Consider the following 18,803-nt stretch of genomic DNA (forward strand, 5'->3'; position numbering starts at 1 on the left):
ATGGACGAGCTCCTCGCCAAATCGCCGCTCTGGCTCGTTGTCGTGCTCGCCATGGTGCTCGTCGAACTGGTGTGGCGGGTGCGCGAGGGGCATGGATATGACCGGCGCACCGCGCTGACCACGCTTGGCCTCGTCGCGGGCAATGTCCCCGCCGCCGCGCTAAACGCGGTGGTGCTGGGCGCGATTTATTCGCTCGCATGGAAGGCGACCCCCATCCATCTGCCGCTAAACGACTGGAAGACCTGGGTTGCTGGCTTTGTCGCGGTCGAGTTCGCCTATTACTGGTTTCATCGCGCCAGCCACCGCGTGCGCTGGCTGTGGGCGAGCCATGCCGTCCATCATTCGGCCGAGCAGATGACCCTCCTGTCGTCGCTGCGGCTGGGCTGGACAAACCTGCTATCGGCGGGCTGGCTATTCTATGTTCCCCTGATCCTGGCCGGATTCGATCCCAAGCTAGTCGTGCTGCTGCTCGTGCTCGACTTGCGCTACCAGTTTTTTCTCCACACCGAGGCGAAGATTTCGCTCGGACCGCTCGAGTGGCTGCTCAATTCGCCATCGCATCATCGCGTCCATCACGGCCGCAATGACGCTTATCTCGATTGCAACTATGGCGGCGTCCTGATCGTCTTTGACCGGTTGTTCGGCACCTTTCGCGCCGAGCGCGCGGAAGAGCCTGTCGAATACGGCCTTAAGGGTCGCACCGCGGACTCCAACCCGTTCAAGCTGGTATGGCGCGAATGGGCTGACCTATTCGCAGCAATGCGCATGGCCGGCGGCCCGCGCGGCGCTATTCGGGTAGCCCTGTCGCCACCGGGGACGGCAATGCCAGTGAAGAGTCCATTGGGTAATCTCTCGATCGAGCAACGGTAGCGAGGAGCAAGAGCAATCCATGCGCTGCATTAGTCAGCAGGGTTTCGATCGCCCTCAAGCCAGCAGCATGAACGAACGGCTACTTTCGGGAATGTAACGAGCAGGGCGAACGTCCGTTGATAGGGCGCTCCGTCGCCAATCGGGCGGGCAAGATCCAAGCTCGGCCTGCAAGGCTACGCGTCGGAGTTTAACGGGGGGGCTCACTGCGTGGCCAATTCTCGCGAGTAGCACACGGTCTGTGAGGACCAGCCGAAAAACGGCTCGCTTCGGAACGCAGCACATCGAACGAGTTTACGGCCGGTGCGAAGGGCATGCGGCGCAGGAGCGTTGTGGTCAGTGGGAGTCACCGCGGACAACGGAGATCAAATTTTAACCCGCCGATTGCGAGCGATTCGACAATCGGCGTCCGCAAGGGACCGACCGACAAAGTGCGATGGAGCATCGATACATGAACTTGGCCGGCCAAATTCGGCGCGAAAGGTCCGAAGGTACCCGAAAACGTCCGGCATTCATGACACCGCTATTGATGCTCGGCTTGGCGGCCTGCGGCGATGGAGGCGCATCCACGCCAACTCCGACTCCGGCTCCCGTCCCCACGCCGACCCCTAGCCCATCTCCGACACCCACCCCTACTCCAAGCTCCACGCCGGTGAGTATGGACCAGCGCATCAGCGCGGCCACGTCCACGGCACGGAGCACGACAAACAATTGCGACGGCATCCGGCCCTTCTATTGGGAAGTCGGGGACAAGACGCAGCGCTTGGCGTCCGACTCCGTTCAGTCCGGCGGCGGATCGCCCGTTTATACCGCGACGACGATCATGAGCATCGCATCGGCGTCAAAGTGGATCTATGCCGCTTACGTTGTCCAGCGCCGCCAGGGCCGACTGACTGACGACGACATCAAATTCCTGACGTTTCGCAGCGGCTACACGAACTTTTCAAATTGCCTGCCGGGCCAGACCGTGGATGATTGTGTCGCGTACCAACAGAATGGCACGTATTCGGCGTTCACTGACGGCAAGTTCTCCTACGGCGGCGGGCATATGGAAAAGCACGCCAGCCTCATCGGACTGGGCGCGTTGAACAATGCGGGCCTGGCCGCGGAAATTCGGTCACAGCTCGGTACGGAGATCAGTCTTGGCTATAGCCAGCCGCAATTGGCCGGCGGCATTTACACCAATGCAGATGCCTATGCGGCATTTTTGCGCAGAATCCTGACCGGATCCTTGTTGATGAACGCGGCGCTCGGCACCAATGCCGTCTGCACCAATCCGACGACGTGCCCAGCGGGTACGGCCGTCAACACGCCAATTCCGACAACGGAAAGCTATCACTATTCGATCGGGCACTGGGTCGAGGACGATCCCGTCAACGGCGACGGCGCATTCAGCAGCGCAGGGGCGTTCGGGTTCTATCCTTGGATCGACGCTTCGAAGAGCTGGTACGGCATCGTCGCACGCGAGGATGCAACCGGGACCGGAAGCGGCTTTGCGTCTGCGCAATGCGGCCAACTTATTCGTAAGGCGTGGATCACCGGTGTCGCGCAATGACCGACGCACTCGAAATTGTGCCTTAACCGGTCAATCGCAATGACCGCTTTGAGTCGAGCCGAAAGTGAACCGAACGACGGGATTTGGGGCGCCTTGCTGACGGTCAGTTAAGCTTTCCAATTGCGAACGTGCGCGACTCAACCTGCTAGAGTGTTTGCGGAGCGCATGCCTTAATAGGCTCCTCGCTCGTTGAGGGCGTCCCGCTAAGTTTCCTTTGCGCGAAATACAAAAAAGGGGGCGGAGAAGACGCCCCCTCCCCTGGTCAGACAGTTATAGCCGGACGATCATAGTTTTTGGCATAGGCGTTTTCCACACCCGTCAATATCTCCGCGATTTCGAAATAGCGGTCCCAGAAGGCCGTTTCCCGAAGGTCCTCCACCAGTAGCTGGTAGGAATGATGGTCCGCCGCGTCCCACATCCAGATGTCGGTGACGCGCGTGGAATAGAACTCCACGTCAAAAAAGCGCAGCGAGACGTTGGCCGCGTGCTTCTTAAGGATCGGCGTGAAATGCTCGGCCAGAAGCTCGAAGCGACGATCGACGGGGAAGCCGAGCCATTCAGGCGAAGTCTTGACCAGCATGAAGACGGTGACGGTGGGTTTGAAGGGCGATTGTGGAGAAGTCATTGTGTGTCCTTGCATCATCGTTTGCAGGACGTAGAATGCGAGCATAATCTCACATCTGGCTACTCGCATTCGATTGATGGACGAGACGACGACCTTGCAGCGCCCCCGCCCCCGGAAGATCCCGCGCCAAGGCCGTTCCGCCGAGACGGTGCGGGCGATCGTTGAGGCAACGGCTCGCATTCTGGAACAGGGCGGACACGGTGCGCTCACCACCAATGCGGTCGCCGAGCGCGCGGGCGTCAGCATCGGCTCGCTCTACCAATATTTTCCCGGCAAGGAGGCGCTGATCGGGGCGTTGATCGTGCGCGAAACATCGCTGCTGATCACTGAGTGCGAGGCGGCAGTCGCTGGCGCGAATGGTCGAGCTGCATTGAAAAGGTTGATCGGATCGGCGGTTAACCACCAACTTCGCCGTCCTGCGCTAGCTAGGCTGTTGGATCTGGAAGAGGCACGACTGCCGTTCGACGCAGATACCCAGCGCGTTACCCGCCGGCTGCACTCGATCCTGTTCTCCGTCCTGTCGCGCGCCGATCTCCCACAGCAGCCCGACCCTGCTTTGGCCTCGCAGGACGTGTTGGCGATCATCAAGGGCATGGTGGACGCGGCCGGAGAACGTGGCGAACATGATCGGGACGCTCTTGGTTCGCGCGTGGAACGGGCCGTCTACGGTTACCTGGACAATGCCGCCGAGCGATTTGACAATCATGCCGCCGACGGCTGATCGCAACGGCTTTCCCAAAATTCGATCGTTTCGGCGATGGCGGCGCTATAAAGGGCCCGATGACAGTCAGCCCGGCCCTCTCGGCGTCCTTGAACGCGATCGGCAACGTTATGGCCGGAGCGGATGATCCTTGGTGGATCATCGCGAGTGCAGCCGTTGCCCTTCACGGGGCCGATCCCGGCCATGTGGCCGACGTGGACGTCCTGTTGAGCATTCGCGACGCACGACGGTATTGTCAGACCTACGGGGCGTGGTAAGTTGTCGCGGCTGTCAGTGCTTGCGAACCCGTTCGGCTCGTTCCCGGATGTTCTCCTGGCTGGCCTCCTAAATGGAGGTCGGAACCAGAAAGCTCGACCGATACGCGCTTAGCCCTGTTACTCTGACAACACCTGCGCGCAGCATATTTGGCATGGAGCTGTTTCTCGACCGCGTCGTCATCTTCGGCGTCGATCCAGCCGAAAAGCTTGAGGAGCCTTGAATTGCCCGTCTGAAGCGCCCCGCGGCACCCCTGCAAGTTGGCCGCGCGGCCGATCTTCATGCGCCAGTCGGCACCATTCTCTGCGAGGATGAATAGACCGCCATCAGCGGCGCTTCAGAGCTGGTAGGCGGCGCGCAAGCGCTCGACGACGACGACGCGCGTCATGGCGACACCGAACGCCTTGGGTTCGAAATCCTGCTCTTCGGCAAGTGCATTCGCGAACGTCGTCATGTCGGTGCGAACGGTTGCCGGCAACTCATACTGCGCATCGGCGGCAAGGAGCTGAAGCAGTCGCGCCACATCGTTGCGGTGCTTCTTGATGTCCTTGTCGTCGACCCTGATCCCTTCCGCACGGCGCGCGATCATGTCGATCCAAGCGCGCGCCTTGAACGGGATGATCGCAGCTTCGTCGAGCACCGGTATCGCGTCTACGATCCTGACCATCCCTTTGAGGAAGTCGTAATAGTCATTGTCGAGCAGGATCGCCGACAAGCTCGCGGCCTCTTCGTCGATCGGCAGCGGCGTCAGATGGCTGTCGTCGGCAAGTGTCAGGCCCTCCGGCTTGCGCGAAAACAGCTCAAGCATCGCGGGGTAATCGCGGCTGGCGGGCTTCTGGAAGCGATAGAGAACGCGCTTGCCCTCGCTTTGCTGGCGGACCTCATAGCCGCCCTCCTCGACAAATGCCCAGAAACGCTCGGCGAACGCAGCGTCGAGCGCTTCGACGATCAGCACGATATCGAGATCCTTGGTCGCGCGGAAATCGAGACCGGCATCGGTCATCAACAAGTCGCTTGCAGCGCCGCCGATGAGGACGAATTGATGGTCGTGCCCTGCGAAATGCTCACGAAAACGGTTGATGCCGACTACCATCCGAACTGTTCCAGTAATTGCTGTGCTGCCCGGGCTATACGCTCGTCCGGATGATGCCGCGTGCTCAAATGCAGCGAGATCGGATCGATCACGTCGTCGCGGGCGAGAGCGCGCGGATCGTAGCTCCACGTCTCCAGCTCGATCCGGTCGGTATCGTCGAAATCGAACCCCTCGCGCAGCTGGAAATCCGATTGCGCGATCTTCCAGTGCGCAGCGGCGAGAGCACGCTGCGCGAAAGGCGGTTCGGCCAGCATAGTGTAATGCGCCAGCGCGCTTTCGCCGGCGAATGGCGCAACATCCAGCGGCAAGGCGCCTCTTACCGTGCGCGTCTTGCGCACCGGCGACTGAAGTCGAGGTTCGACTGCATGCCATAAATCGGCGCCCTCGAGAGTGAAGCGGAGCCATCGCTGACGGCCGACGATTTGCGGCACGGCGAGCTCCATCGCCTCGAGCTCGTCGAGGGCGCGGCTCACGCTCATGATCGCGACTTCGTATCGCGCGGCAAGCTCGGTCTGGCTGGCCTCGCGCGGCAAGCGGTTGAGGAGTGCGGCGATCGTCAGCAGCTGGGCCGTCGGGCCGAGATGGTCGCCGACGATCACGCGCGGCCTCGATGTGCGCTCGCGCAAATCGAGCAATGCTTCGGGAACGTAGAGCTGCGCACCGGGCGCGACAAAACCGATATGACGGTCGACCATCTGGCGGCGGATCGCGGTGGAAACATGGTCGAGAAGAAGCAGGACCACGCGCACGCCCAGTTCGGCACGCAAGATGTCGCGGTGCCTGATGAACTGGTGGGTTGCCCCGGAGCCGGGAACCTGCTCGCGGATCGCGACCAGCAGCAGGGGCTCGCCGTTCAGCTGCCCTCGCCACAAGCGGTATCGATCGAGAAGGAAATGAGGCAATCCGCGTGGCTCGGTGTGCATGAGCCCAAGCTGCATACCGAAAGCTTGCTGCACATAGGCGCCCGCTTCGAGGGCCAGAGCGTCCAGGGCGCTGTCGGATATATGACCTAACATTAGATGACGCATTTAACACTGCCCCTGTTAAAAAACAATCTAGTGTTAAATAGCGTCGGGATATTCGACGGGCTTGGCGCCAAGCTTCCTCCCATCGCCAAATTTCATCGCAACCGTCGGGACAGCGAGGTCAGATAACCGGGCCGAGAACGCCCACCTGCCGTTCCGACGACGGGAGCGGGCGATGCTGCGGTTCAGGCGAATGCGAAGCTTACAAAAGTTCGCCTCGGTCCATGCCAACGTCCACAATCACTTCGCTTCCGAACGCCATCTCGTCGATCGCCAGACCTACAAGGAACGCCGATCAGCCGCCCTGGCTGAGTGGGGTCAGCTAGCGAGCTAGGCCGCCAGCTTCAAAGACCCAACTGCATCGTGGAGAGAGCGTTTCGCGTTAGTCTGACAGCACCCAACGGCGAGATGGTCTGCCTTTGGCGAGAAGTCGATCACGAGGGCGAAATCCTCGAGAGGGTACTGTGGGGGCGCTGGTTACAAAGGAACGCAGGTCCCGGAACAGCCTTCTTCAGGGAAGCAAGGCCACTAGCACATCGTGCGCGGGGAGAATGCGGGTCGGCGAGCATCCGAGGATACATCCCGCACCGTTGGGAAGGTTTACGGATACGCCATTGTTCGCGTGGTTGATCGCAATGAGCAGCCGCCGGTCGTTACGCCGGCGTATGCCGATCTCCACTTCGGCAGGCGCCTGGATGGAGGGAGCGGCCACCCCCGCCTCCCTCTCCGCCCAGCGCGTCACCGCTGCCTGGCCATTGCTATCAAGAACCGCGCCGAGATAAGCTATCCAGCCCTTGCCAGTCCGCCGCATCAGCATGCCAGGCTTGCCCGTTAGCCAAGCGTTGCCCGCCCCGTAACGCGCCATAACGGTCGCATCGCCTGAGTCGGGGACCAGCGTCTCCGCCCAGACTCCCACGTTGCCGCTCCACCCTCCTCCCTCCAGCCGGAGCGGTTCGTCCAGCGGATAATAATATTCGACGTGACCACCGAGCGTTCGACCCAACGGTCCCGGCTGACGCATCGGCCACAGGGCGTTATCGCCGTCCTTCATGCCAGAGCGCGGACCGATCAGGACATGTCCGCCCCCGCGAATATAGGCCGAGAGCCGTTCAGCCGTCGCCGACCCGAGAATGTTGAGTTGGGGAATCAGGACGAGCCTGTAGCGGGACAGATCAGCGTCGGGCGGCACGACATCGACCGTGCGTCCGACGGCATAGAGCGGTCGATACCAGTCTTTCATAATCGTCACGGGGTCGTAGTCGCGGGCGTGACGTTCCTGCTCGATCGACCACCGGCCTTCCTGCGAATAGACGATAGCGACGTCGGCCGTCTCCGGGATTGTCCCGGCCAAGAGCGGCCCCAGCCGGGCAAATTCTGCCGCGGTCCGCTCTATCTCAGGCAGCACCGGCATTGGCTTGCCATCGGGTCCGACGAGCGTGCCGTGATATTGCTCCTGCCCGTTCGGCGCACTGCGCCATTGCCAGTACAGAATAGCGTCAGCGCCGTGGAGGACGGCCTGCCAAGCGAGTTCGCGGGTCTGGCCGGGATCGAGCGAGCGATTGGTCGGTGCCCAATCCACCCTCCCCGGCTGCGTTTCCATGACCCAGAAATTGCGCTGCTTGTAGCCGCGCACGATATCGTGGTGGAGTGCGTTGGCGGCCCAGTCGGGACGTCCATTGGGGACGTAATCGTCCCACGCCGCGACATCGAGTTCGCGATGGACGAGATACTGATCGAAATTGTCATTCCAGACGGTCGAGTTGGTGGTGACAAACTGGCGCTTGTCAGCGGCGGCGCGGATCGCCCGGGCCTGCTCGCCGACATATTCAGCCCACAGGCTGCTGGCGAAGCGACGGAAGTCCAGGATCAGCGCTGGGTTCTGCGGCCCTTTGGACTTAAGCCGTACTTGATCGAACCGCTGATAGCGCTGGCTCCAGTATTCGGTGGCCCAGCGGCGGTTGAGCGTCTCGATCGTTCCGTATCGCGCAGCGAGCCAGGTGGCCCAGCGCGCCTTCGCCTCGCGGTCGAACGACGGCACGCCGATCTCATTGTCGATCTGCCACCCCACCACGTTCGGATTGCGACCGTATCGCTCGGCCAGCTTCGCCGCGATACGTCGAGCGTAGGTGCGATAGGTCGCGCTGGCGAAAGAGAATTGCCGCCGCTCGCCATGCCCCTCGACGCTGCCGTCCTCGTTGACGCGCAGCACGTCGGGATGCGCTTCGGTCAGCCAGATTGGCGGCGCTGCGGTCGGCGTGCCTATGACGACGCGAATGCCGTGCCGCGCCGCTGCGGCAATCGCCCGATCGAGCCACGCAAAGTCGAACGCGCCGTCCGCAGGCTCAAGCCTGGCCCAGGCGAATTCGCCGACGCGGACGACCGTTAGCCCGCTCCGCTGCATGCGCGCGAGATCTGCGTCCCACTCGGCCTCCGGCCATTGCTCCGGATACCACGATGCGCCGATCGCCAGTGGAGCTGTGACGAAGGGAGCCGGAGCAGAAGCCGGCGGGGAGGCGCTCCCTGGCGCGGCGCCAGCCGCCAGCAGGAGAAGTGTCGCGAGGAGGCGGCTTCTGGAAATCACCTCACTGCGTCAGCCGCCGGACGCCGCCCCTTTTCGACCCAGTCCCGCAACGCCTGCCACGTCCCGGCGGACTGCTCGGGCGTAAAGCCGCAATGCGTATATCCTTGAACGCCACCCGGGACGGGCAGCGGGGCCTTTACGCCGGGAACGGTATATTGCACCAGCAAGCGCTGGTTGCCCGCCCGCGCGACGATCCGACCCAACGCCTGCGACTGGGCGTAGGGCACCAGTGAGTCGATACGGTTGTGCAGCGTCACGAGCGGCACCGTAAAACGTCCTGTCGCCTGGTGCCAACGCCGCGCATTGGCGACCGCGCGCGGATCGGCGGCGATGCGCTGGACATCGCGGTTGAACGCGATTGCCTCTTCGGCGGTGAATGCCGGAGCCGCATAGATCTTACCTACATTGCCGTAGATATCGCCGCCCAGCGTGGTGCGCAGATCGTCCTCGCCCAGCGTGGCGGTTACAAGCGGAAAAGCGAACGACGCCGGTTCCGCCTCGAACCCGCTTATCGCGGCGATCTGTTGCACTATCCTCGCCTCGCGACCCTTGGGATCGGCATCTGCCGCCTTGAACAGCGCCAGCACCGGGCTTGCAATGCGGATGATCTGACCCCAGCGGAACGCCTCCGCATTCGTCTTGTCGCCCGCCGGCGGCTCGGTCGGCAATGCGGATTTGGTCAGATCATGCTCCCCGGGGAGCGCGTAGGGCGTATCGCGCGTCAGCAGATTGTAGGCGGCACGCATGTCGATCAGCTGGCCGAACAGGCTCTCCCATCCGTCCGTGACCCCGCACGAAGTCATGGCACCAGCAAACGCGCGCGGGTGCTGTTCGATCAGCGAAAGCACGATGTTGCCACCCATCGATGTGCCCGTAAGGAGCGTGCGCCGGGTGCCGAGCGTGGTCAGGAAGTCGCGCAAGCGCAGCGTGTTCTCGGTCGCGGTCTGCACCCCCATCCCGGCCTTGTCATATGCGCTGTGCCCGGCTGCATAGCCGTCGTTGTAGGCATCGAGCAGCACCCCGTTTGCGCCGGTGCCCTTGGCCAACGGATCGTCGAGCACGGCGACCGGCGTGCCCGGCGTCGAATAGCCATGGACGTAGAGCAGCGCGCCCTTATTCCAATTGGGGGGAAACGCGACAGCAAATTGTCGACCCGCCAGCTTGCCGTCGAGGATGAACCCGCCGCCTGGCGCCGGCTTAGTCGCGATGTCCGTCGCGCCCAGCGCCCGCGCTCTGGCGACCAGGCTGGCCTGGGCGGGCGTCAGACTCACCGCCGCTGGCGCATCCGCCATCGCCGCACCGCTGCTCGGTATGGAAGCCGTCGCCAGCATGGCCGCCAGCCCCAGACGCCGCAGCGTCCCCGAAACCGTCACGTAGTCGCGCATCATCCACTCCATGTTCATGAGGCCTGCCGAGGGGCCTCGTCCTGTGGTTTAGGCAAGGCATCGCCGCCGGGCATCCGCCGGATCATCTCCAGCGTCACACCATTGGTCCATCCGAAGCCCGTCTCCGTCGCATATTCTCCGCCATGGCCGACGCCGCCGCGCCGGACATCGTATTTCTCGATCAGCCGCCCGGTAGCGCTATACTCGGCCTGGACCACGCTCACCCATCGATCGGCGATGCGCCCGGCCAGCGAGTCCAGACCGTAGCGCTCCAGGCCGGCGACCGCGATCCATTGCAACGGCGCCCAGCCGTTGGGCGCATCCCACTGCTGTTCGGTAACCTCAAGCGTCGTCAGGAGGCCGCCCGGGGCGACCATCGCAGCCAAGGCCGTCGCCGTCCGCTCCGCCCGGCGTGGCGACGCCATTCCGGCGAACAGTGGAAACGCCATAGCGGCGGTCGGCTGGTCACTTACCTCCCCCACGTCAAGGTCATAGTCCGCATAGAAGCCGCACACGTCATTCCAGAGATGCGTTTCCATGGCGGCATGGCGCGTCGCCGCCGCGGCGGCGAAATATCGGGCCACGTCTTTTTCGCCCAGCCCCTCCGCTTCGTCCGCAATGGTGGCCTCCAGACCATGAAGCAGCGCGTTCAGATCGACTGGGAGCAGGCGCGTCGTGCGGATCGTCTCCAACGTCCGGCGATCTCCCAGCCAGCGGGAACTGAAGTCCCACCCGCTCTCGGCCGCCGCCCGCAGGTCGCGCCACACGTCCTGCGCGAGCCTGTCAGGAACGCGGGCAGCCAATTCGATGTCCTCACGCCAGGATTCGTCCCGAGGGGACGGCCGATCATCCCAATAGCGATTGAGCAGCGCGCCATCGGACAGTCGTACAACTCGCCGGTGGGTGCCGCCCGGCGCTAACCCGTCCGCTCCCTGCATCCAGAAACGGTGTTCAGCGATCATCCAGTCCAGCCGCTGCCGTCGACCGTCAATCGAGCGATCCTTCGAGAGCGCAGCCATCAGGTAGAAGACTGGCGGGTGCGAGCGGCTCAGATAATAGGTACGCGTGCCGTTGGGAACACGGCCGAACCGGTCAATTAAACTGCCGAACCCGGCGATCATTTCCTCTATCAGATCTTGACGACCCGATCGCGCCAGGCCCAGCATCGTGAAATAGCTGTCCCAATAATACAGCTCGCGGAATCGTCCGCCTGGCACCACATGGCGATAGGGCAATGGAATCAGCGTCGAGCCGACCTTGGGCGTCTCCGCTTCACGCGTCAGGCTTGGCCACAGCGAAACGATATGCTCGACGAGCGGCAGATTGTCGGGCGGCGTCGCCGGCGGCGGCACCGGCAGCGTGAAGTTCGCTGCTACGAAGCCGCGAATTCCATCGGGTCCCGACGGCGGCCGGACGCGCCAGTCGCGCAGGATCGCGGCGGGATCGCGCCGGGGTTCGGCGTCCGCAAACGTCTTCGAATCCTCGAACAGCCCGGCCGCCTGGACCGTGGCAAACAACTCGGCGAATACTTCGGACGGCGGCGGCAGGTCGGAGCCCGTCATGCCGCTGTCCACCGTTGTTGCCGTCGGATCACTGGCAGGATGCCGGCAACCAGCGCCAACGGGACCAGCGTCGCATAGAAGGCAAGCGCGCCATCGAGCTTCTGGAACAGCAGCCCCGTCAGGAACGAGCCTATCGTGCCTCCCAGTGCCGAGAAGATGACGATCAGGCCCATCATCGCGGCGTGTCGCCGGCGGGGCAGCGCGCTCAGCGCAACCGAACAAACCGTGGGGTAGATCGGCGCCAGAAACAGCCCCAGCAGCGGGAAAAGGAACGCGGCCGGTGGCGCATCGAGCCAGCCGATCGCCTGCACACCCGAGGCTTCCTTCGCCAAAGGCAGCGAGGCCAGCACAAGCAGCGCGACGCAACCGAGGCAGGTCAGCAGAACGAACAGCCAGTCCAGTCGTCGCAACACTGCTCCTGACACCAGCCGGCCCACTGCCAGCGCGCCGACGAAGATGCTCGACATCTGCACGCTCATTGCAGCGGGCAAGCGTAGAATCTGATTGTTGAACGTGGGCAACCAGGTGCCGACACCCTGTTCGATCAGCACATACAGGAACAGGGCGGCGAGGACGGTCACGGTCGCGGGCATCAGCGCCAGCCGCACCATCTCGCTCCAGCCGGCGGCAGATGGCTCGGCGTCGTCCACGCCCCCCTGATCGACCGGCGTTACAAGCCACAGCAAGGCCGCGCCACAGCAGCCCGCGCCGAGCAGTCGATACACGTGCAGCCATTGCGATCCGGTCGCGTCGGCTCCGATGAACCACCCGAACAGCCAGACGCCAACCAGCAGGCCGACCATGAACACGCCCTCGACCAGACCGGTAATGCTCGCATGGTCGGCCGGATCGCGGGCGAGAACGCCGATCGTGGCATAGGTCGCGACCTTGGCGACGCCAAAGCTCAGACCGGTCACGACGAACAGCGCCTGCATCGCCAGGAAGCGGTCCGCGAACGAGGCCGCAACACATGCCATTGCCATGGCCGCCATGACGCCGAGCAACGATCGGCGGTAGCCGATCGATGGTATCCGCGTCGCCAACAGAAAGGAAGCGGCGACAACCGAAAGATCCTTGCACGCCTCGAGTGTCGAACCCATTGGCTTGGTCGTGTCGAAATGGCGGATCGACTGCAGGATCACGACGCCGACGCTGTTCATCAAGATGCCGAGCAGCGCATAGCTGAGCGCCAGCGCGACCAAGACTCTCGCGCGGCTCACTTGCGCCCGTGCCCCAGATACCGGTCGAAGAACCGTGCGATCAGGGAATAGGCTTCGGTCGATTCCGGCATGTCGGGCCAGACGAAGAAGGCGTGCGGCAAGCCGTCGAACAGGTACAGCTCTGAGGGCACTCCGGCCGCCCCCAGCCGCCGATGCGCCAACGTCAGTGCGCTGACCGCGAAATCACGTCCGCCCGCCAGCAGCAAGGTCGGCGGCATCGCGCGCACTTCTGCATCCGACAACAGAGGATAGGCGGCGGCGTCGGTCACCGGGATACTCGTCATATAGGGCGTCGGCAGCGTCGCCGGCAACGCGGGCACGGGCAATGCCGCTCCGCCGGTGATCGGACCCGCGAGATAGGGACTGTCCCCCGAATAAGACGCGCCGGTGCCGCAAAACGTGCCGATCGCGCCGGGCTTGGGCAGCTTGAGGCGGCGGATCCACGCGGTCGCCTGGGCGGTGATGACGCCGCCGGCAGAGCAGCCGTAGATGCCGATATTGGCGGCCGGATATCGCTTGAGCAAAGCGCGATAGACGGCGGCGACGTCCTCCGACGCGGCAGGATATTTGAACTCGGGCGTCAGCCGATAATCGACCGTCACCACCCGGACGCGCATCGTCGCCGCGATCGGGATCGCCTCGACCAGCGCGCCGCTGCCCGAGCCCCACATGAAGGCGCCGCCATGCACGTTGATGAGCACGCGGCCCGCATTGCGCGGCGCGATACCCGCCGCCGGCTCGACGCTGTCGACCATCACGCCGCCGATCGTCTCGCGCCGCTCGCGGGTCGTGAAGTTCCGCCGCATCTCCGCCAGTCGGTCGTCATTATACTTTTGGTAGAAGGCACGTTGCTTGGCCAGATCGCCCTTGATCGCGTCCGGAGCGGTCGCCGCCCGCATGCGCGCCAGGACGTCCAGCGCTTGCGGGCTGAGCTGGTTGGAAGGGGGCAGCGTAAAAGATGGCACCACCGTCTGCGCCCCGAGCGGCGCGGCAGCGAAGGCAGCCAACAGAATCGTCAGGCGCAATTTCATCGGATGCCTCTCAGTCGAGCCCGGAAGAATCGCGCCATCGCCGCAAAGGCGGCGTCGGTCTCGGGCGCGTCGATATAGCTCCAGAAAGCATGGGGCAGCCCGTCATAGACGATCAGTTTGGCCGGCACCTCGGCAACGTCGAGGCGGCGGCAGAATTCCGTCGTCGCGCTCAAGAGGAAATCGCGACCGCTGGCGATGCAGAGCGTCGGGGGCCAGCCGGCCAGGTTGCCGCGTGCCGGCGACAGTGCGACATCGGCCCGGTTGCGCTTGCCCGCGTACATCGCGGCAACGGCGTCGGCGACCGCCGGGTTGGCGAAGCGAGCGATCGTGTCGCCATTGGCGGAGAGATCAGCAGTGCCGCTGAAGAAGCCCAACGCCGCCGGCAGCGCGACGCGGGTCTCCCGCAAACGCGCGACCAACTGGGCTGACAGGATGGCCCCGGCCGACGTCCCATAGACGCCGATCCGCCGCGACGGCCGATCTCGAAGCAGCGCGCGATAGACTCGCTCGGCGTCATCGACTGCCGCCGGGAAAGGATTCTCGGGCGACAGGCGATAGCGCACCGCCACCACGCGATAGCCGGTCAGGCCGGCGACCGCGGCATTCTCCGTGATCGATCCGGAATCGACGAGGAACCCGCCGCCATGGAGGTTGAGCAGCACGGGGCCGCCCGCTCGCTCGCTGGCCGGGGTAAAGACGCGGACCGGCACGCCCGCGATCACGTCCTCCTTCATCACGACTTTGTAGCGGTTGAGCCGCGGCATCCCGATCTCTCGCTGAATCGCCTCGGCGCGGGCACGCCGTTCTGAGAGTGTCGTCGGGTCCGCGCCGCGCGCGTCGTTCGCGGCGAGCCCGGCCCGTGCTTCCGGCGACAGGAAGGTGGGCCAAGGCGTCGGTGCCGTCTGGGCAGCAGCGCCAGTGGCAAACAGCGCAAGGCTCAGGACGAGTTGGCGGTTCACCGGCGTTTACTCACGAGATCGGCATACTGTCGTGCGCTGGGTTTTGGACGGCGGCGAAAGGTCGTGCGATCGACCGCAACCAGACCGAAGCGTTGACGATATCCGCGCCGCCATTCGAAATTGTCGAGCAGCGACCAGTGGAGATAGCCAATCACCGGCACGCCATCGCGCCGCGCCGTGTCCAACGACGTGAGGGCCTGTGGCAGATATCGTTGCCGCTGCTCATCGTCGGCCGATGCGATCCCGTTCTCCGTGACGAACACCGGCTTGCCGGTCGCCCGATGGGCATGGCGGACGCTGTTGCCCAGCGCCTGCGGATAGAATTCCTCGCCCGACTGGGTAAGTTCGGCACCATCTGGCGGAGGCAGAACGCCGCTCCGGCCGACACGTAAGCGCGTATAGGTCTGCACCCCGATAAAGTCGTCGTCCCATGCGACCGCAAAGAACGGCGCCTCGGCATGGCGACGATAGACTTCGATCCCGCTATCCGCTTCCGCCGCTTGCGCGTCCGGAATGGCTAGGCTGAGCCCGACCAGCGTCGCGGGCGCAGCGGCCTTCCATGCCGCCCGCGCAGCGCGGTGCCCGGCCAGCAGATTGGCGAGTGCCGCATCCTCGCCGCGCGAGTAGACCCAGACGTCGAACCGCTCTGATCCCGACGCGGTCGCCGCGCCAGCAAGCATGGCATCCAACTTTTGCCGGGCAGGATCGGCCAAAGGGGTGGCGGTCCAGCGACCCATCAGTGGCAGGTTGGGCTCGTTGAACGTCACGACATGGCTAGCGAACGCGCCCAAACGCCGCGCCACGCGATCGGCAAAGCGTACGAACCGGTCGGGCGCCTCCGCGCTCGCCCAGCCACCCGCTGCCGCGAACCAGCGCGGTGATGTAAAATGGCTGAGCGTCACGACTGGCGCAATGCCCTGCCCCCGACAGGCGTCTGCGATCTGCACGTAATGATCCAGCCATGCCTGGCTGAACTGCCCCGGCGCGGGCTCGACGCGCGACCATTCGACCGAAAAGCGGAACGCGTCCAACCCCATCGCTCGCACCAGCGCGACGTCCTCGCGCCAGCGGTTCAGGCTGTCGCAGGCGTCGCCGGAAGGTTCCACAAACGACGTGTCCTTTAGCTGTTCCAGCAGCCAGATATCGGCATTGACGTTGTTCCCTTCGATCTGATGCCCGGCGGTCGCTACGCCCCAAAGGAAGCTCATCGGCGCGGCGTTCCGCCGGCCCTGGCGATCCGGCCGAGAACACGCGCGCTAGGCTTGACGATACGGCGGAAGGTCGTGCGATCGACCGCGACCAGGCCGAACTTCGGACCATAGCCCGAGAGCCACTCGAAATTGTCGAGCAGAGACCAATGGATATAGCCGATCATCGGCACCCCGTCGGCCTTCGCCGCCATGACCGATGCGACCGCCGCTGGAATGAAGCGTTGCCGCACCGCATCGTCGGCGGCGTCGATGCCGTTTTCGGTGACCAGCACAGGCTTGCCGGTCGCCTGGTGCACATAGCGCACGACATTGCCGACCGCCGCGGGAAACCATTCCTTGCCGTCCGGACCGCGCTCGTCAGCCGGCACCTCGACGTCGCGGTTCTGCCCGACAAAGGCGCGGCCATAGGTCTGGACGCCCACGAAATCGTCCTTGTCCATCACCGCAAAGAACGGGCCGTAAATTTCGGCGCGCTTGCGCTCAATCCCACTGTCAGCGCCGATTGGCACATTGTCGGGGATGGCGAGGCTGAGCCCCACGGGCAAGTCGCCGCGTGCCGCCTTGATTGCCGCCCGCCCCTTCACATGGGCGGCGGTGACGCCGGGGATCATCGGTTCGGGATCGCCGGCGTTGAGCAGCGAGAAGCGGTCGGATCCGCTCGCCTTCGCCGCCGCCGCCACGCACGCCGCCATCCGGTCCAGGAACGGCTTCGGGATCGGCTTCACCGCCCATTTGCCGCCAAGCGCGAGGTTGGGCTCGTTGAAGGTGAGCGCGTGACCTATCCCGCCAGCCATGGCGCGCGCCACGCGGTCGCAATAGCGCGCGAACAGGTCGGGCGCGTCCCTGTTTTCCCATCCCCCGGCCGCCGCGAACCAGCGAGGCGTCGTGAAGTGGTTGAAGGTGACTATCGGCGCCAATCCCTGGTCGCGGCAATGATCGATGATCCGCCGGTAATGGTCGAGATAGGCCTGGCTGAACTGTCCTGGCGCGGGCTCGATCCGCGACCATTCGACCGAGAATCGATAGCAGTTGAGACCCAGCGCCTTGACGATCGCGACATCCTCGCGCCAGCGGTTGAGACTGTCACAGGCGTCGCCGGATGGCTCTGCGAACACGGTCGGTTTGACCTGTTCGAGCAGCCACATGTCGGCGTTGACGTTATTGCCTTCGACCTGGTGCCCGGCGGTCGCCGCACCCCATAGGAACGGCGCGCGGCGGGTCCCAGCCAGAGCCGGAACGGACGCGGCGATGGCTGCACTCGCCCCCAACCCGAGCGCTGCGCGGCGATCGACGGATACGCTCATTTGATCGCGTCGGCGGCCGGGCGCTTGCCGGTCTCGACCCAGCGACGCAGCAGCGGGAAGGTGCCGCTGTTCTGCGCCGGCGTGAACCCGCAATGGGTGTAGCCCTCCAGCCCGCCGGGCAGCGGAATGCGCGTCGGCGCCACGGCATATTGCACCAAGTTGCGGCTGTTGCCGGCCCGCGCGACGATCCGCCCGAGCGCCTCCGACTGAGCGAACGGCACCAGTGCGTCGATCATCTGGTGAATAGTAATCAAGGGCACCGTGAACCGTCCGGTCGCCTCGTGCCACTGCCGGGCATAGGCAATTGCCTTGGGGCTCGCCGCAAAGCGCTGAATGCGCCGATTGAAGTCCGCCGCCTCGGCCGCGGTCATCTCGGGCGGCACATACACCTTGCCGACATTGCCGACGGGCACGCCGCCCATCGTGGCAACGATATCGTCCATCCCGAGCGCGCCCGAATAGAGCGGGGCCGCGAGCGCGGAAGGGTCTGGCGCGAATCCGCCAATGGCCGCGACCTGGCGAATGATCCGGGCCTCCTTGCCCTGCGGATCCTTCTTGGCTGCGAGGAACAAGGCGAGGACGGGCATCAGCAGCTTGGTCTTCTGCTGGTTGCGGAATGCCTCTCCATCGGTCGTGTCGCCGGCCGCCGGGATCGTTGGGAGCGCGGAGCGTGTGACGTCGCGTTCGCCTGGCAACGCGTAAGGCGTACCCTCGGTTAGCACGTTGTAGGCGGCGCGCATGTCGATCAATTGACCGACCAGGCTTATCCATCCTTGGGTAACTCCACAGGCCGAGACCGCACCGGCGAACGCCTTGGGATGCTGTTCGATCAGCGACATGACGATACTGCCACCCATCGAACCGCCAGCGATATACATCCGCGTCGCGCCCACCTTCACCAAGAAGTCGCGCAAACGCAGCGTGTTTACCGCTCCTGTTTCAGTACCGACCCCCGATTTGTCGAATACCGCCAGGCCGACCGCGAACCCATCGCCGTAGGCCTGCTTGAGCATGCCGCCGCCCGGATCCTTGACGATCGGATCGTCAGGCACTGTCGGGATCGTGCCGGGCGTCGAATAGCCATTGGCGAAAAGCAGCCCCTGACGGTTCCACGATGCCGGGAACGCCAGAACGAATGTCCGCCCTGCCAGCTTGCCGTGAACCACCATGCCGCCGCCCGACGCCGGTCGGGTCGCGATGTCCGTCGCTCCGGCAAGCCGCATGCGCGCCAGGAGCGACTGCTGTCCCGCGCTCGCAGCGAACGGCGCAGAAGCGGGAGAAATGGCCGGCGGGACGGTTTGCGGCGTGGCCGGCGGCACACTCGACTGCGCGCCGGCGACGCTGGCGAGACCCACCGCGGACCCCAGCAACAAGTATAATCTACCCATGGTTGAACTCCGCGGCGTGGG

The 18,803-nt window shown here is 64.4% G+C and carries 16 protein-coding genes and 1 pseudogene; 5 read left to right on the top strand and 12 right to left on the bottom strand.

Annotation, left to right across the window (positions count from 1 at the left end):
• Positions 1-870, top strand: a complete 870-nt coding sequence (locus J0J06_RS07265; RefSeq protein WP_294040638.1) for a sterol desaturase family protein — start codon at positions 1-3, stop codon at positions 868-870.
• Positions 871-1,525: 655 nt separating this feature from the next.
• Positions 1,526-2,422: a hypothetical protein gene (locus J0J06_RS07270; RefSeq protein ID WP_294040639.1), complete on the top strand. Its 897-nt coding sequence runs from the start codon at positions 1,526-1,528 to the stop codon at positions 2,420-2,422.
• Between the two features lie 262 nt (positions 2,423-2,684).
• Here the strand turns inward: J0J06_RS07270 and J0J06_RS07275 are convergent, their stop codons facing one another.
• Positions 2,685-3,092 carry a darcynin family protein gene (locus tag J0J06_RS07275; protein ID WP_294040640.1) on the bottom strand — a complete coding sequence of 136 codons (408 nt, stop codon included), beginning with the start codon at positions 3,090-3,092 and terminating at the stop codon, positions 2,685-2,687.
• A gap of 31 nt (positions 3,093-3,123) precedes the next feature.
• Here J0J06_RS07275 and J0J06_RS07280 point away from each other — a divergent pair, with 31 nt between their 5' ends.
• Complete coding sequence (locus J0J06_RS07280) at positions 3,124-3,768, top strand: TetR/AcrR family transcriptional regulator (RefSeq protein WP_294040641.1); 645 nt, start codon at positions 3,124-3,126, stop codon at positions 3,766-3,768.
• A gap of 592 nt (positions 3,769-4,360) precedes the next feature.
• Here J0J06_RS07280 and J0J06_RS07285 read toward each other — a convergent pair.
• Both J0J06_RS07285 and J0J06_RS07290 read right to left on the bottom strand, forming a co-directional pair.
• Positions 4,361-5,116 (bottom strand): hypothetical protein, encoded by a 756-nt coding sequence (locus J0J06_RS07285; RefSeq protein WP_294040642.1) that lies wholly within the window; start codon positions 5,114-5,116, stop codon positions 4,361-4,363.
• Positions 5,110-5,811 (bottom strand): hypothetical protein, encoded by a 702-nt coding sequence (locus tag J0J06_RS07290; protein WP_294040643.1) that lies wholly within the window; start codon positions 5,809-5,811, stop codon positions 5,110-5,112. Before J0J06_RS07290 ends, J0J06_RS07285 begins: the two co-directional genes overlap by 7 nt.
• Between J0J06_RS07290 and J0J06_RS07295 the strand changes: the two genes are divergently transcribed.
• Both J0J06_RS07295 and J0J06_RS07300 read left to right on the top strand, forming a co-directional pair.
• Entirely contained in the window at positions 5,797-6,129 is a 333-nt protein-coding gene (locus J0J06_RS07295) for a hypothetical protein (RefSeq protein ID WP_294040644.1), read from the top strand. The two genes, J0J06_RS07290 and J0J06_RS07295, sit on opposite strands and share 15 nt — an antisense overlap.
• Positions 6,130-6,265: 136 nt before the next feature.
• Positions 6,266-6,475 (top strand): annotated as a pseudogene (locus J0J06_RS07300) (IS6 family transposase); the annotation flags it as partial.
• Between the two features lie 177 nt (positions 6,476-6,652).
• On the opposite strand, the gene J0J06_RS07305 reads toward J0J06_RS07300, so the two are convergent.
• The 9 genes from J0J06_RS07305 to J0J06_RS07345 are packed head-to-tail and all read right to left on the bottom strand — an operon-like array spanning position 6,653 to position 18,782.
• Complete coding sequence (locus tag J0J06_RS07305) at positions 6,653-8,722, bottom strand: beta-galactosidase (RefSeq protein ID WP_294040645.1); 2,070 nt, start codon at positions 8,720-8,722, stop codon at positions 6,653-6,655.
• A complete protein-coding gene (locus J0J06_RS07310; protein ID WP_294040646.1) occupies positions 8,719-10,110 on the bottom strand; it encodes a hypothetical protein in 1,392 nt (463 codons plus the stop codon). The genes J0J06_RS07305 and J0J06_RS07310 overlap by 4 nt, the downstream gene beginning before the upstream one ends.
• A gap of 11 nt (positions 10,111-10,121) precedes the next feature.
• Positions 10,122-11,669 carry an alpha,alpha-trehalase TreA gene (treA, locus tag J0J06_RS07315; protein WP_294040647.1) on the bottom strand — a complete coding sequence of 516 codons (1,548 nt, stop codon included), beginning with the start codon at positions 11,667-11,669 and terminating at the stop codon, positions 10,122-10,124.
• The gene (locus tag J0J06_RS07320) at positions 11,666-12,889 is read right to left on the bottom strand and encodes a sugar MFS transporter (RefSeq protein ID WP_294040648.1); all 1,224 of its coding nucleotides are present in this window, start codon (positions 12,887-12,889) and stop codon (positions 11,666-11,668) included. The genes treA and J0J06_RS07320 overlap by 4 nt, the downstream gene beginning before the upstream one ends.
• Positions 12,886-13,920 carry an alpha/beta hydrolase fold domain-containing protein gene (locus J0J06_RS07325; RefSeq protein WP_294040649.1) on the bottom strand — a complete coding sequence of 345 codons (1,035 nt, stop codon included), beginning with the start codon at positions 13,918-13,920 and terminating at the stop codon, positions 12,886-12,888. The genes J0J06_RS07320 and J0J06_RS07325 overlap by 4 nt, the downstream gene beginning before the upstream one ends.
• Entirely contained in the window at positions 13,917-14,879 is a 963-nt protein-coding gene (locus J0J06_RS07330; RefSeq protein WP_294040650.1) for an alpha/beta hydrolase fold domain-containing protein, read from the bottom strand. Before J0J06_RS07330 ends, J0J06_RS07325 begins: the two co-directional genes overlap by 4 nt.
• The gene (locus J0J06_RS07335; protein WP_294040651.1) at positions 14,876-16,087 is read right to left on the bottom strand and encodes a family 1 glycosylhydrolase; all 1,212 of its coding nucleotides are present in this window, start codon (positions 16,085-16,087) and stop codon (positions 14,876-14,878) included. The genes J0J06_RS07330 and J0J06_RS07335 overlap by 4 nt, the downstream gene beginning before the upstream one ends.
• Positions 16,084-17,394 (bottom strand): family 1 glycosylhydrolase, encoded by a 1,311-nt coding sequence (locus J0J06_RS07340; RefSeq protein WP_294040652.1) that lies wholly within the window; start codon positions 17,392-17,394, stop codon positions 16,084-16,086. The genes J0J06_RS07335 and J0J06_RS07340 overlap by 4 nt, the downstream gene beginning before the upstream one ends.
• Entirely contained in the window at positions 17,391-18,782 is a 1,392-nt protein-coding gene (locus J0J06_RS07345; RefSeq protein WP_294040653.1) for a prolyl oligopeptidase family serine peptidase, read from the bottom strand. Before J0J06_RS07345 ends, J0J06_RS07340 begins: the two co-directional genes overlap by 4 nt.
• Positions 18,783-18,803 lie beyond the last annotated feature (21 nt).

Origin of the sequence: Sphingomonas sp. (assembly GCF_017304615.1) — a bacterium.
Taxonomy (GTDB): Bacteria; Pseudomonadota; Alphaproteobacteria; order Sphingomonadales; family Sphingomonadaceae; genus Sphingomonas.